Below are 13,590 nucleotides of genomic sequence, written 5' to 3' on the forward strand. Positions count from 1 at the left end.
CGGCCCGTACCGGCTGAGGCATTTGATTGGCAGCGGCGGCATGGGACGAGTCTTCGCCGCCGTCCACGAACGTATGGAGCAGGAGGTCGCGCTCAAGCTCCTCTCGCCGGATGCGGCGCGGGACCCCCAGCTCGTCGCCCGATTCATTCAGGAGGCGCGCGCCCTGGCGCGACTCCAGCATCCCGGTGTCGTGCGCGTTCATCAATGCGACCGGCTCGATGACGGCACGGTCTACCTCGCGATGGAGCTCCTCGCCGGTCTCTCCCTTCGCGACTGGATGCGAAGCCACCCAGGCCCCGTACCGCTCGAGACCGCGTTGGCCATCGGCTGGCAGATCGCGGACGTGATGGCCGACATTCACGCGAAAGGGATCGTCCATCGGGATCTGAAGCCCGAAAACGTCTTCCTGTGCCCCGACGAGAGCATCGCACCAGGCCACCGGATCAAGCTCCTGGATTTCGGTATCGCCAAGGTGCCACCAGCCGCGACTGGAGCGCATGGGGATACGCAGGTGCAGACCGTGGCGCCCATCTTCCTCGGTACCGCCGCGTACATGGCACCCGAACAATGTCGGAACGCGGCGGATATCGACGGCCGCGCGGATGTGTATGCGTTGGGAGTGTTGCTCTACGAGCTCCTCGCCGGGCACCTTCCGTTCATCTCCGATACGTCCATCGAAATGCTCTCGCTCCACCTGCATGCGGAACCACCGCCTCTGCAGTCCGTCGTGCCAGCGCTCCCGGGGGCACTCTCCACCTTCATCACCACCGCCATGCTCGCCAAGGCGCCCTCGGAGCGGCCGACGATGCTCCAGTGCCGGGACAAGCTGGGCCAGCTCTGGGAGGGCGGGCAGGACGAGTGCCCCCTCCCAGGACTCGCGCCCTTCACGGAGGCCCAGGTCGAGCTGTTCTTCGGGCGCAAGGCGGAGATCGACGAGTTGTTGAGACAGCTCGAGAGGGCACGTACGGGCGAGCGGCGCTGGATTCAGATCGAAGGGCCGAGTGGCATCGGAAAGTCCTCACTGGTCCAGGCAGGGCTCCTGCCCCGATTGAAGGAGAACCGTCCCCAGGACGCCCCGCTGTGGCGAATCGCCAGCATGCGACCCTCCGACGAGCCACTGCGCGGTCTCGCACTGGCGCTCGTCGCGGCCTATACGGGCACGGGCCTCGAACAGACCCCAGAGGAGCTCGAGCACGCGTTCCGTACGGATCCCGGAGCCCTCCGGACCCTGGTGACGGAGCACATGCCTCCAGGCTGTTGCTTGCTGCTGGTCCTCGAACAGATGGAGGAACTCTTCACGATTGGCGCGGCGGATTGCCCCCGGTTGGACGAGCTCGTGGCCACCGCGCTCGCCGCGACCGGCTCCCCCCTGCGGCTGCTCACGACCCTGCGCAGCGACTTCATCCACTGTCTGGAGCGGATGCCCCTCCTCGCGCGCCAGCTCAACGAGGCCACGCGCCATCACTTGAGCCCGATGGATCAGGAAGCACTCACGCAGGTGATCCAGGGAATGGCCAGGCGTGCGGGGCTGCGGCTCTCCGAGGGCCTTCCAGCCCGGATGGTCCAGGACGTCAGGAACGAAGGGAGTCAGCTTCCGCTGCTCGGCCATGCGCTCCGTGGGCTCTGGTCGCTGCGCAGCGGCTCGCTCCTGACGCACGAACGCTATGAACAGCTCGGCGGTGTCGGAGGCGCGCTGGCGCGGCAGGCCGAGCAACTCCTGGACGGCCTGGGTGAAGAGGGGCGAGAGCGCGCGAAGTGGATCCTCCTGGAGCTCGTGCAGGTGGGCCGGGGTGTCCCCGATACCCGCCGTCCGCGAACCAGGCAGGAGGTGGTCGTGGCGGCGGGCGGCGGTGAACGTGCCGAGCAGGTATTGATGTGGCTGTCCGGGATGAGGACCGGGGCTCCGGACGACGAGGCTCCGGGGCTGCGGCTCGTCGTGCTCTCCGGAGGACCGGAGCCCACGCAGCAACGTGTCGACCTGGTCCACGAGACCCTGCTCCAGAAGGTGCCATCCCTCGCGGAGTGGATCGAGCGTGAGCGCGTGCCGCTCGAGCGGCATGCCGCTCTGGAGGCGGCCGCGCACGAGTGGGAACAGGCGGAGTGTCGGGCCGATTGGCTGCCTTCGGGCACCCTGCTGGCGCACTATCGTGGGCACACGGGCCCCACACGCCCGCGCGATCAGTTCACGCGGATGACGAGTGACCGCGCGATGCGCTTCCTCGATGCCGCGCAACGGCTCGACCGGCGGCGCACCTGGATCAAACGCACGCTGATGCTCGCATCGGCCGTGGCCATGGCGGCGATCGTGCTCTTCGCGGTTCGCGCCGAGGAAGCACGACGGCGGGCCGAGGCAAGTGAGGCTCGTGCCCTCCAGGAGCAACAGAACGTCAAGGAGCTCCTCCAGCAGCTCTCCGCAGTCATGAGTGATTTCGTCTCGAATGCGGATTGGGAGCTCGGCAGGCTCTCGGGCACGCTCGACATCCGGCGGAAGCTGCTGCGCGCCTACGAGGAGAGGCTGGCCTCGTTCCAGGAACAGCATCGCCAGAGGCCCGAGATACGTGGGACGATCATTGAAACCAAACACCGGCTTGGGGACCTCGCGTTCCTCGATGGTTCGCTCGATGAGGCGGATACCCACCTGAAGGGTGCATGGGAGGAGCTTCACCGGAACCTCGAGCTCCAGCCCGAGGACAAGTTCCTCACGTTCCTGCTGGGACTGAATCACTCGAAGCGCGGGAAGGTCGCACTGGCGCTCGGCCACCTGGATGAGGCCGAGCGCCATTTCGGTGAAGCCCTCACGCTCTTCGAACGCCCACCCGTGGAGGGCAACGCCGACGAGATCAGGGACTACAGGCGGACCCTCGCGACGAGCCTGTCCGAGCAGGCGGACCTGGAGCTCGAGAGGGGTCGAACAGCGGCTGCGGCCTCATTGAATGAGCGAGCCCTCCTGCTCTTCGAACATAATCGCGACAAGGATTACGATCGCGCCCTGCTGGCAGAAGCGCTCTGCCAGGTCGGGGAAATACACCGCCGGGGCGGAGACCTGAAGACAGCGAGCATCGCTCTCGCGCAGGCGCTGGAGCTCGAAGATTCACTCGTCCGCTCCAACCCGGGGAACGAATACTTCCGGTGGATTCTGGCCCGGATTCACATCGCACTCGCGGAACTCCGGGTCACGGAGGGCCGACTCGGCTCCGCGGACCTCCACTACCACGAGGCGCAAGACCTGGGACGAGCGCTGCGCAAGGGAGAGCCAGAAAACAAGCGCTACGCGCTGGCCCTGAGCCAGGGCCTGTACGGGGACGAACACCTGGCGCACACCCGAGGCGACCCGACCCACGCCAGACACGTACGCGATGAGCGATGTGCGCTGGTGAACGAATTCCTGAGCAAGGACCCGCGGGACGTCCGCTTCCAGCGGCTGGCCTGCCACTGAAGCCGAGCCCGAAAAAATAAAAAGAAATCGGTCGCGCTCGATCCGTGCGCGGATGGCGTCCATGAAGATCGGGATCCCTCTTCCTCCTGGACCAGAATTCCATGAACGAGCCGAACGACACACCCCGGAGCGGGTTGATCCTCCTGTCCCAACCCGAGCAGATCGGCATCTCGCCGAGGGACATGACCGGCGCGCTGCCGGATGCCTACAAGCTCCTACCCCGGCTGGATGTCGAACTGGACATGGCGGAGATCGCCAGGCAGGCGGTCCACTCTCGTGATTGGGGCAAGGCCCAGCGCACGCTTGAGGAGTTGTTCCGCACGAAGCTCGCGCCGCTCCGGGAGAAACACCCCGACTATCGGCTCGTGTACTTCGGTTCCTCGCCCGTCCCACTCGCGCTCTACCTTGGTTTCCTGCTCTACACCTGGCAGCAGGTGGAGGTCATCCCGCACCACCATGCGCGACGAGCCTGGGGATGGTTCCCCGAGCCCGGAAGAGCCCCTGCCCGCCTCGCGCGGGTACAACTGCCGGATTACAGGGATCAGTCATCGGGTGTCGCCGTCATCCGGGTCTCGACGTCACACCGCGTCGATCCCCATATGACGCAGCGGGTGGTTTCCAATCCCCTGTTGGAGCTCGACATCGCGCTGGAGTCGCCCGCCGAAGACGCCTTTACCCGCCAGGAGGAGATGCAGGAGGTCGCCCGCGCGTTCCGGGAGGCCCTGAATGTCATCGGCACCCGGTTCCCGGGCATCCAGCGCGTCCACCTGTTCGCCTCGGTCCAACCGGGAATGGCGCTCCTGCTCGGCGCGCAGATCAACAAGACGATGCACCCACCCGTGCAGACGTACCAGTACGCGCGGCACGTGGAGAACGAGCCGTACCACCTGCGTGCGTTGCTCGTGAACGCCCCGAGCCACCTCGAACCCTTGCCGCTGACCGAGGAAGAGCAATCCCGGGCCGACGGTGATCGCGGGAACCTGTTGGAAGACCTCGAACAGATGAAGGAGCTTGCCCGGCGGGAGCAGGAGAACCCGGGACGAAGCTGGATCGCGGGGCTCCTGCCGGGGACCGAGGCACTTCTGGAGTTCTCCGCCCATTGGCTGCACCTGTCAGCCCTGTACGAGACACCGTTGTCCGAGACGACGGTGGAGGTGGGGCTACGAGCCGTGGAGGACAGCTTCCGCCTCGATTCTTCCAGCAACGCCTGGCAGATCGACGCGCACTGGCTGGCACGACTCGCGCGGAGGATTCCGGAAGCGGCGAGGCGGCGCCGCGCCCTGCGCATGCTCGTCTTTCACGAGCTGGCCCATCGTGGGCCTCAGGCACTCACCAGCTGGTCGAGCAAGGAGATCGGGCGTTTCCCCAAGGTGCTCGAGGAGATCGACTATCACGCGGACGTCTGGGCGATGTTGCACGAGTACGCGCTCACGAAGACGCGGGCTCCGGATGAGGTCGCCGATCCACGGAAGTTCTTCGTGGACCTGGTCCGGATCGCGACCGAGACCATGTGGGCCTTCGACGACGATGGCCCTCCCCTGCAGGAGATCCAGACCCGCCGCCTCAACCGGTACCTCATCTGGTACTGGCAGTACCTGCTCCTGGAGCGCGGCGCCGGACGGGGACAGAAGACGACGCTCGAGTCCATCCTCGCACGCCTCGCGCAGCGCCCCCTCATCGAGCTGGCGGGCCCCACCGTGATTGCCCACGACGAGCGCGTCTTCTTCGCGCTCGATACCGCGCGGGTGAACGTTCCCGAGCTCGGCGTCTATCACGAGGGCCGCCTTCATCGGCACGGAACGCGCCCCGACTTCAACATCAACGCGCTCCTCGAGAGAGTACGCGCCCGCGACGGGAAGGGAATCCTCGAGGTCCTGCGCTCGGCCTTCACCCTGACGCTGCACTGAAAGAGATCACATGTCATTCCAGCCGATGTTCCGGCAGTTCCACGAAATCATTCAGCTGAAACGCCACGGAGAAAGCGCGGAGCTCCTCGAGAAGAGCCAACGCATCTTCAAACGGCTCCGGGACAACCTGCCGGTCTCCTTCCAACCGTTCTATCAGGGCAGCTACGTCATGGGGACGGGCATCAAGCCTCTCAACGGGCATTACGACCTCGACGTGGGAATCGAACTCGACCTCGACCCTCGGGCGAACGATCCCGTCAAGGTCAAGGAGTGGGTCTACAAGGCTGTGAGCGAGCACACCGCCAGGGTGGAATGGCGCCGCCCGTGCATCACGGTGTACTACCAGGAGGCGCGCGAGGTCATCTATCACGTCGACCTGGCCATCCTGGCGAAGGCTCCGTCCTCCGGCTCGCTGTACCTGGCGCTCGGTAAGCAGAACGCGCTCCCGGAGCAGCGCAAGTGGCAGCCCGATGATCGCAAGGGCTTCATGGAAGCCCTCGAGAGAAGATTCACGGGTGAGGACGCGGGACAGTTCTGCCGGGTCATCCGCTACCTGAAGCGATGGAAGGACGAGCACTTCCCCATAGAGGGGAAAGCGGCACCCACAGGGCTCGCGCTCACCGTCGCCGCGTACCATTGGTTCCAGCCCGTGAAGACAGGCTGGCATCAGAGTGCCCAGTACGATGATCTCGCGGCGACCACCGCCCTGGTGCGAGCGATGCGCCAACACTTCGGCTCGCGATTGTCTCTGCGCTTTCCCACCGCGCCCCAGGATGACGTCTTCGCACGGATGAACGATCAGCAGATGAAGGAGTTCCGTGAGCGCCTCGATAAACTCAGTGGATGGTTGGAGGAGGCAGCGAGGACCCAATCCGCCGCCCCGCTCCAGCGCGCATTCGGCGCACAATTCCCATCGCGCTAGGGACCTCGAGCATCAGCACATGGGCCACGAAGAGCTCCCCGAAGTGTCCATCGAGGAACTGCTCCGCCGCGCACGTGCCGGGGATGAGGGCGCGCGCGCGGAGCTCTTCAAGCGGTGTCGGCCGAGAATCGGCCAGTGGGCCGCACGGGATCTCGCCCATGTGCCACCAGGCCTTGCCCGCCCCTCGGACATCACACAGGACACAGCGGAGCTCGCGTACCGCCATCTGTCCTCGTTCAACGGGACCACGGAGGCGGAGTGGTTCGCCTGGCTGCATCGCATCTTCCGCAACCAGGCAGCGCAATCCGTCCGGAACGAGCGGAGGAAGAAACGGAGCGCGCCCAGCACCGTTCCCCTGGACAGCCCCGAGGCGGCTGTGGCTGCCACACGGCAGAAGAGCCCCAGCCAGGTCGCTTCCGTCCAGGAGGAATGGCGGCTGCTCCTCGCGCACCTCTATCGACTCCCGGACGATCAGCGCGATGCGATCTGGCTCTGTCACCTCAAGGAGCTCCCGGTTGCCGAGGCCGCTCGACGCCTGGGCCGGACGGAGCCCTCGGTGGCGGGACTTCTGCAGCGGGGATTGAAGGCGCTGCGAGCGCGCATGGCGGAGAGCCTGGGCGCGGAGACCGGGGAGTCCCCCAGCCTCACGGCCACCGTGAACGACGCGGCGGCCGCCCTTCTGACGTATCTGCGGCGGCGTGATGCGGGGGAGAAGGTAGAGCCGGCTGCGTTCATCGCCGAGAACCCAGATTGCGCGGACGAGCTTCGCGCCATGCTCCACTGGATCGAACGCCTCCAGGCTCTACGGCCAGCAACCCCCCAATCGTAACGCGACCCGGAAGACGGGCGTACGAGGTGCCCATGCTGTCACCAGGTTCACGAATCGGAGAGCACGTGCTGGTCCGTCGCGTGGCGATCGGTGCCATGAGCGAGGTGTACGAGGGCCGCCATGAGACCCTCGGACATCCGGTCGCGGTGAAGGTCCTGTTCCCCGAGTGGAACGCGCATGAAAAAGTGGTCGCGCGTTTCCTCAACGAGGCACGTGCGCTCCAGAGCCTGAGGCACGCGCGGATCGTGACGGCCTTCACGTATGGGACCCTTCCCGAGGGACCGCCCTTCATGATCCTGGAATGGTTGCCAGTGGACCTCCACCAGTTGCTCTCGCGAACGGGAGGTCCTCTTCCGCCGGGAGCCGCGGTGCGCATCAGCGCGCAGCTGGCCGATGCGCTGACCGCGCTACACGAACGCGGCATCGTCCACCGCGATCTGAAGCCGGCCAACGTGCTGTTGGCCCGGGAGGAGCTGCCATCCCTGGAGGTCAAGCTGGCGGACCTGGGCCTCGCGAAGGTCCCCCCCGGCGGGGCGGAGGATCACCCGGATGGAGGCGCCGGACCGGGCCCCGCTCCCGTCTCGACGGGGAGCAGCGCGATGCTCGGGACGTGGGACTACATGGCCCCGGAACAATGGATCGAATCCAGGCGCGTCGACCCGAAGGCCGACGTCTATGCACTGGGAGTGCTCCTGTTCCAGCTGGTGACCGGCCGCCTGCCCTTCATCGCCGAGCAGCAGAAGGATCTGATGTACCTCCATCTCATGGAGCCACCGGCGCTCGAGTTGCTCGAGGGCCAGGTGCCAGTAACCCTCCGTGACCTCGTCGCCGGAATGCTGGGCAAGAAGCCCGCCCAACGCCCCACGATGCGCGAGGTGATGGAGCGGCTCGTCGTCTGACGTTTCCATATCGAACGAAGGGGGAGAGAGATGTCGCTGGTCGATTTGAATGGTTGGTGGAGGCGTTCTCGCCGGACCTGGGAGGGCCTGCGCCCACCTTCGCTCGGGATCTCCGAACTCTGGAGGGATCTCACCTGGCATCGGGCGCTCTACGTCGAGGACGGATTGCCCCTGCGCGATCAGCTCGCGTTCCTCGGGCTGCGTATCGTGCAGCGCGTCTCCTACAATCTCGGTTGGCACTTCGGAGGCCGGCGATGAGCACACTGCCTCCCGAGTCCCACGCCCTGGTCCTCGCCCAGCGCAACTTCGATGCCCTGCCCGAGGCCGAGCGTGTTCATTGGAGCAGCCGTTTCCAGAAGGTGCGGCGAGCACCGGAGCTCCCCTGGCCCGAGCGCGTCATCATCGAGCTCGCCAACACGTGCAACCTCGACTGCCCCATGTGCAGGGTTGGTGCCAACGGCGTGAATCTGGCGCGCGTCATGCCTCTCGGCTCCTTCAAGGATCTGGCCTCTCAGCTCCTTCCGCATGTCCGGGAGGTCCGGCTCAACGGACTGGGGGAGAGTACGCTCATTCCGGACTTCGGCGCGTACCTCGACGTGCTCCGGGAGCATCCCGTCCAGGTGGAGCTCATCACCAACGGAACAGGAGCCGTGCCGCTCTACACACGAATGGTGGATGAGGGCGCCACCCTGCTCTTCTCCTGGGATGCCGCTCAGCCCGCGCTCTTCGAGCGGTTGCGGCGTCCGGCGCGCTGGGACGTGCTGGTGGGAACCCTCCGGGCCGTGGCGGAACATGCCCGGCGACAGCACCGCGAGCAGCAGCTCTTCCTGCTCTTCACCCTCCAGGGGGCCAACCGCGCCGAGCTCCCCGCCCTCGTGGACCGGGCCGCGGAGTGGGGCATCCCCCATCTCCTCGTCAACGTGGTGAAGCAGCGCAGCGATGCATGGATCCAGCCGTGCATGGAGGAACTCCTCGCCGTCTTCGGGGAGGCGGAGAACCGGGCCCAGCGCTCGGGCATCCGGCTCTTTCTCCCAGACACCCTCGCGGGGCACCACGTGTCACTGGCGTCCGCCTCTCGTACGGCGGGCTCGGGCTGCGATCGTCCCTGGAAGGAGGTCGTCATCCGTTGGGACCTCGATGTGCAGGTCTGCAACATGTTCAACCCGTACACGTATGGAAACCTGTCGCTGAGACCCTTCGAGCACGTCTGGCGAGGAGCCTTCGCACAGCTCTTCCGGGAGAACCTCAATACACCCCGGTGCCATCCCTACTGCCGGGGCTGCTACTTCCTGAAGGACGTCCATGTCCGAAAGGGCTGAGCCTCGTTCGAATCGATCACACGGAATGCAACCCGCTCCGCCCCGCACCCTCTTCATAGAGGTGACGACCGAGTGCAACCTCCGCTGTCGGCAGTGCCACATGTGGCATTCCCAGGAACCGCCCACGGCCCTGAGCACGGAGGAGAAGACGGCGCTGTTGCACCCCTTCGCCACCTGGTCTCCCGGCGCCACCGTGGTGCTCACGGGTGGCGAGCCTCTGCACAAGAAGGATGAATTCTTCTCACTCACGCGCACCTGCCGGCGGATGTCCCTGCCGGTGGCCGCGAACACCAACGCCACCCTCCTGGATGAGGACGCCGTGGATCGGCTGCTCCTCGAGGGACCTCAGTACCTGCTCGTGTCGCTCGATTCCCATCGACCGGCGCTGCACGATTGGATACGCGGGGCTCCGGGGACCCACGACCGGGCGGTCTCGGTGATCCGTCGGCTGCTCGCCCGACGGAGAGAGACCTTTCCTGGCTCGGACCTGCGACTCCTCACCAACACCATCATCTTCGATGGGAACGTTGGCGAGCTCGACGCGTATGTGGAATTCGCGCGGGAACTCGGTGTGGACGGCATGACATTCCAGATGCTCTCCCGCACGTTCATGAGGGCATCCCGCCGGGACACCTTCTTCGAGCGGCATTTTCCAAGGGATGTCACGCGAGTGGACGCTGCCATCGATCGGCTCCTGGAACTGAAGAACGCAGGAGCCCCTGTCGCCACGACCGAGAATGATTTGCGGTGGATGAAGCTCTACGCCCGGGATCCGGACTTCATCGGCGAACAGGTGTGCGGCAGCGCCGAGCGCAACATGATGGTGGACCAGCATGGAAACGTGCAGCTCTGCTTCTTCATGCGCGCTCTCCTGGACGGACGCGTCATCGGCAACGTCCGCCAGTCAGGTCTGCGAGAGCTGTGGGAGTCGGACCTCGCGATCCAGGCCCGTGACGTGATGGCCGGGTGCCGGAGGAACTGCGGAATGCTGAATTGTCATCGCAAGCAGGAGGCTCCATGAGCCAGACACAAAGTCACACGCTGCCCCTCTCCGTGGTCGTCCCCTGCTTCGGCCGTCTGGAACTCACACGGCGGATGTTGTCCTCACTGGAGGCCTCGCCGGATCGGTTTCAGGTGATTCTGGTCGACGACGCCTCTCCCGAGCCCACCGATCGGCTCTTGGACGGGCTCGACACTAGGCTCGACATCGAGTGTCTGCGCCAGCGGTGGAGACGCGGCCCCGCCGCCGCGCGCAACCGCGGCATCGCGGCGGCCCGGCATCCGTTCATCGCCTTCACGGACAACGACTGCATCGTTCAGCCAGGCTGGGCCAGGGAGCTGGTGACACATCTCCAGGATGCATCGCCGAAAGTCGCGGGAGTCGGAGGCCGGACTCTCGCGGTCGGTGACGACGTGTTCAGCCGGTATTACAGCTATCACAAGCTGCTCGATCCCTACCTGCACCAGGGTCGCTACCTGTACGTCGTCACGGCGAACTGCGCCTTCCGGCGAAGCACCTTGGAGGAGGTCGGTGGCTTCGACGAGGAGCTCCGCCAGCCCGGGGGAGAAGACCCGGGACTGTGCTTCAAGCTGCTGGAGCGCGGGTATCTGCTGAACTACCGGCCAGAGGCGATCGTCCACCACCACTACCGCCCGAGTCTCCTGGATTTCGCCCGAACCCTGTTCCGTTATGGAAAGGGCTGCCGGCTGCAGACAGACCAGTACGTCTCAAGCCTCAACAGTCCCCCCTCCACCGTGCCAATGGCCATGCATTTCGGAAACCTGCCGAACTCGGAATCCGCCTGACGGGAGCAGGAAGAAGCAAGGCTGGCGCTGGCGGGTTCCGATGGAGGCAGGGGCGCCAGACTGCCCACCATGCCAAGAGGCAGCCCGGCTCGCTCACCGAAGGGCACCAGGGGCCAAGACCCGCGAGCTCCGCCCACGGCTCGAGTGCCAGCCCTAGGCTGCTCACGGCCCCCTCCCGCGCGAGAACGATCCGGGTGCGTTCGCCCGTCTCGGCCGAATGCCGGATGATGCAAGGATTTTCTTCCACTACGCGCCCTCTAATTTCATGCACAATGACAATTATTTTCAATAAATAACAAACAAGCACACTTCTCAAACAAAAACCAAACACAAACACAAACACGCAAAACCGACAACATGGCGATGCGTTTTGTAATTAATTTCGAATTTGATATGCATTTGAGTCAGGATTGCACCCATACAAATGGAGCAAATGTAGGCATAACCACTCAACACCAGGCTTTGCATGAAATGTGAAGAAATGTAGGCATAATGGGTGCCCATTCAAGGCTTCCAAATCGAGCCAGCAACCCACCTGCCGCACACCGCACCTGGTTCGTCCGAGGAGTTCGGAACGGTTCCTCGTCTCCGACACCCACGTGAGCAACCGGGAACTGGCCACGGAGCTCCTCCGGGCCGCTGGCGAAGGATGCGTGCCGCCCACCGCCCCCGCGGCGCTGATGACCCTGCTCTCCCCCGTGTCCGCGCCGCCCCACACCGCTCGTCGAGGGCATCGCACGGACCGTCACGTTCCTCCGCGAGCAGGGGCTCGTACCGCGGACCCCGAACGCCCGCTGACACCCAGAGCGCGACTCGGATTGACATTCCGATAAATCAGCTACTGAAAACATTTATCCGTATTGGAAATCCCAGAAAGACACCAAAAACTTCCACCCGCATCGAAATCACAAACATGAATTAGAAGATAAAGATGAACTGCGAGTGGTCGTTCTCGAGGATCGAGAGTCTGGTTTTACGTCGAAGCATCAGGCGCGAAACCCACGAGGTTCCACATGCGATCCAGCTCGCGTTGGTTGTTGCTCTTGGTCCCCGGATTGTTGGTCTTCTATACCCTTGGCGGAGCACCGACCGTGGCCGAGGCGGCTCCCAACAAGGGAGGCGGGACGTGCAGGAAGTGCCCGCCTACGGACGGCGGCACCGGCTCCGACGGCGGCACGGGCCATGACGCTGGCACGCCCGACGCGGGCTCCGGCTCCGACGGTGGTACGGGCCATGACGCTGGCACTCCCGACGCGGGCTCCGGCTCCGATGCCGGTACGCCCCCGGTAACGGGCTGCCTCGGTGGGCCGCTGCTCGACTCCCTCGGGAAGGACCACGTGCTCGTTGGCGCGAAGACGAACGACGACGTGGCCGGGCAGGCTCCGTTCGATATCCGTTACATCTACCTCGCGGGTGGACTGTTCGACAGCGAGGATGTGTGCAACTCGTGCAGCACGAGCTGCTCCGCCGCGGGGCAGTCCTGCGCCAGCTGGAATTCCAACGGCTGTGGGTGGTGGGGTTGCTGGCAGTGGGACCAGCTCGCCCCCGGGCAGTACCTGCGCGACTTCCTCTCGCAGACCACCCTCCTGGGGCAGATCCCCATGATCACCTACTACGAGATACTCCACACCAGCCGCGTGGCGGAGGGAGCGCAGGAGGTCGCCAAGGCGCAGGACGTCGCCATGATGCAGCGCTACTACAATGACTGGCGTTTCGTGCTGAAGCAGATCGGGAATTCCACCGTCCTGCTCCACATCGAGCCAGACTTCTGGGCGTATGCCCAGCAGGTGAACACGAATCCTCACATGATTCCGGCGGCGGTCGCCTCGGCCAACCCCACGGACTGCGGGGCGATCGAGAACACGATTGCCGGCATGGGCCGCTGCATGATCGCCATGGCGCGCAAGTACGCTCCCAATGCCAAGGTGGGCCTGCATGCCTCGGCGTGGGCCACGAAGATCGACGCCATGATGAACCGGGATCCCTCACTCGACGTCGAGGCCGAGGCGATCAAGGTGGCCGACTTCCTGCGCGAGTGTGGCGGGGGCTCGGGGGATTATGTCGTGGTGGAGACGAGCGACCGCGACGCCCAGTACTACCAGGTGCGGCTGGGGCGCAACAGTTGGTGGGACGCGACCAATGCCACGCTCCCCAACTTCCGCCAGGCCTTCCGGTTCGCCAAGGCACTCTCGGAGCGGATGAACCTGCCCAACCTGTGGTGGCAGATCCCCGTGGGGAACATGTCGATGCCCGGCTACGACCTGCACTGGCAGGACAACCGTCTGGACTACTTCTTCGACCACCCACAGGAGGTCGCCGCCGCCCATGGCATTGGCATGATCTTCGGCGCGGGCGAACAGGCCCAGACGAACCCCTCCACAGACAACGGGCACGCCCTGCTGCGAGCGAACGATTACTTCCTCAACGGGGGGCAGCTCGCCTGCCCCAACGCCAGCATGCCCTGAGGGAGGG

The 13,590-nt window shown here is 65.2% G+C and carries 10 protein-coding genes; all 10 read left to right on the forward strand.

What is annotated here, in order from left to right:
* Positions 1 to 40: 40 nt before the first annotated feature.
* Positions 41 to 3,436: a serine/threonine-protein kinase gene (locus JQX13_RS41910; protein WP_239014177.1), complete on the forward strand. Its 3,396-nt coding sequence runs from the start codon at positions 41 to 43 to the stop codon at positions 3,434 to 3,436.
* Between the two features lie 101 nt (positions 3,437 to 3,537).
* The gene (locus JQX13_RS41915) at positions 3,538 to 5,343 is read left to right on the forward strand and encodes an SAVED domain-containing protein (RefSeq protein WP_203405013.1); all 1,806 of its coding nucleotides are present in this window, start codon (positions 3,538 to 3,540) and stop codon (positions 5,341 to 5,343) included.
* 10 nt (positions 5,344 to 5,353) lie between these two features.
* Positions 5,354 to 6,265, forward strand: coding sequence for a cyclic GMP-AMP synthase DncV-like nucleotidyltransferase (locus JQX13_RS41920; RefSeq protein WP_203405014.1), 912 nt, complete (start codon positions 5,354 to 5,356; stop codon positions 6,263 to 6,265).
* A 19-nt stretch (positions 6,266 to 6,284) separates the two neighbouring features.
* Entirely contained in the window at positions 6,285 to 7,094 is an 810-nt protein-coding gene (locus JQX13_RS41925; protein WP_203405015.1) for a sigma-70 family RNA polymerase sigma factor, read from the forward strand.
* A gap of 65 nt (positions 7,095 to 7,159) precedes the next feature.
* A complete protein-coding gene (locus tag JQX13_RS41930) occupies positions 7,160 to 7,993 on the forward strand; it encodes a serine/threonine-protein kinase (RefSeq protein WP_203405016.1) in 834 nt (277 codons plus the stop codon).
* Positions 7,994 to 8,023: 30 nt separating this feature from the next.
* Positions 8,024 to 8,251 (forward strand): hypothetical protein, encoded by a 228-nt coding sequence (locus tag JQX13_RS41935; protein WP_203405017.1) that lies wholly within the window; start codon positions 8,024 to 8,026, stop codon positions 8,249 to 8,251.
* The gene (locus JQX13_RS41940) at positions 8,248 to 9,312 is read left to right on the forward strand and encodes an SPASM domain-containing protein (protein ID WP_203405018.1); all 1,065 of its coding nucleotides are present in this window, start codon (positions 8,248 to 8,250) and stop codon (positions 9,310 to 9,312) included. The genes JQX13_RS41935 and JQX13_RS41940 overlap by 4 nt, the downstream gene beginning before the upstream one ends.
* A gap of 100 nt (positions 9,313 to 9,412) precedes the next feature.
* Positions 9,413 to 10,333, forward strand: a complete 921-nt coding sequence (locus JQX13_RS41945) for a radical SAM protein (protein WP_239014178.1) — start codon at positions 9,413 to 9,415, stop codon at positions 10,331 to 10,333.
* On the forward strand, positions 10,330 to 11,118 hold the full coding sequence (locus JQX13_RS41950) for a glycosyltransferase (RefSeq protein WP_203405020.1): 789 nt from the start codon (positions 10,330 to 10,332) through the stop codon (positions 11,116 to 11,118). Before JQX13_RS41945 ends, JQX13_RS41950 begins: the two co-directional genes overlap by 4 nt.
* A gap of 1,013 nt (positions 11,119 to 12,131) precedes the next feature.
* On the forward strand, positions 12,132 to 13,583 hold the full coding sequence (locus JQX13_RS41955) for a hypothetical protein (protein WP_203412638.1): 1,452 nt from the start codon (positions 12,132 to 12,134) through the stop codon (positions 13,581 to 13,583).
* Positions 13,584 to 13,590: the final 7 nt, after the last annotated feature.

Origin of the sequence: Archangium violaceum (genome assembly GCF_016859125.1) — a bacterium.
In the GTDB taxonomy this organism is placed as follows: Bacteria; Myxococcota; Myxococcia; order Myxococcales; family Myxococcaceae; genus Archangium; species Archangium violaceum_A.

Excerpts from the sequence above, each read along its gene's own strand:
- JQX13_RS41915 (WP_203405013.1), top strand. The coding sequence starts at position 3,538 with ATGAACGAGCCGAACGACACACCCCGGAGCGGGTTGATCCTCCTGTCC.
- JQX13_RS41945 (WP_239014178.1), top strand. The coding sequence starts at position 9,413 with ATGTGGCATTCCCAGGAACCGCCCACGGCCCTGAGCACGGAGGAGAAG.
- JQX13_RS41955 (WP_203412638.1), top strand. The coding sequence starts at position 12,132 with ATGCGATCCAGCTCGCGTTGGTTGTTGCTCTTGGTCCCCGGATTGTTG.
- JQX13_RS41950 (WP_203405020.1), top strand. The coding sequence starts at position 10,330 with ATGAGCCAGACACAAAGTCACACGCTGCCCCTCTCCGTGGTCGTCCCC.
- JQX13_RS41910 (WP_239014177.1), top strand. The coding sequence starts at position 41 with ATGGGACGAGTCTTCGCCGCCGTCCACGAACGTATGGAGCAGGAGGTC.
- JQX13_RS41935 (WP_203405017.1), top strand. The coding sequence starts at position 8,024 with ATGTCGCTGGTCGATTTGAATGGTTGGTGGAGGCGTTCTCGCCGGACC.
- JQX13_RS41920 (WP_203405014.1), top strand. The coding sequence starts at position 5,354 with ATGTCATTCCAGCCGATGTTCCGGCAGTTCCACGAAATCATTCAGCTG.
- JQX13_RS41940 (WP_203405018.1), top strand. The coding sequence starts at position 8,248 with ATGAGCACACTGCCTCCCGAGTCCCACGCCCTGGTCCTCGCCCAGCGC.
- JQX13_RS41925 (WP_203405015.1), top strand. The coding sequence starts at position 6,285 with ATGGGCCACGAAGAGCTCCCCGAAGTGTCCATCGAGGAACTGCTCCGC.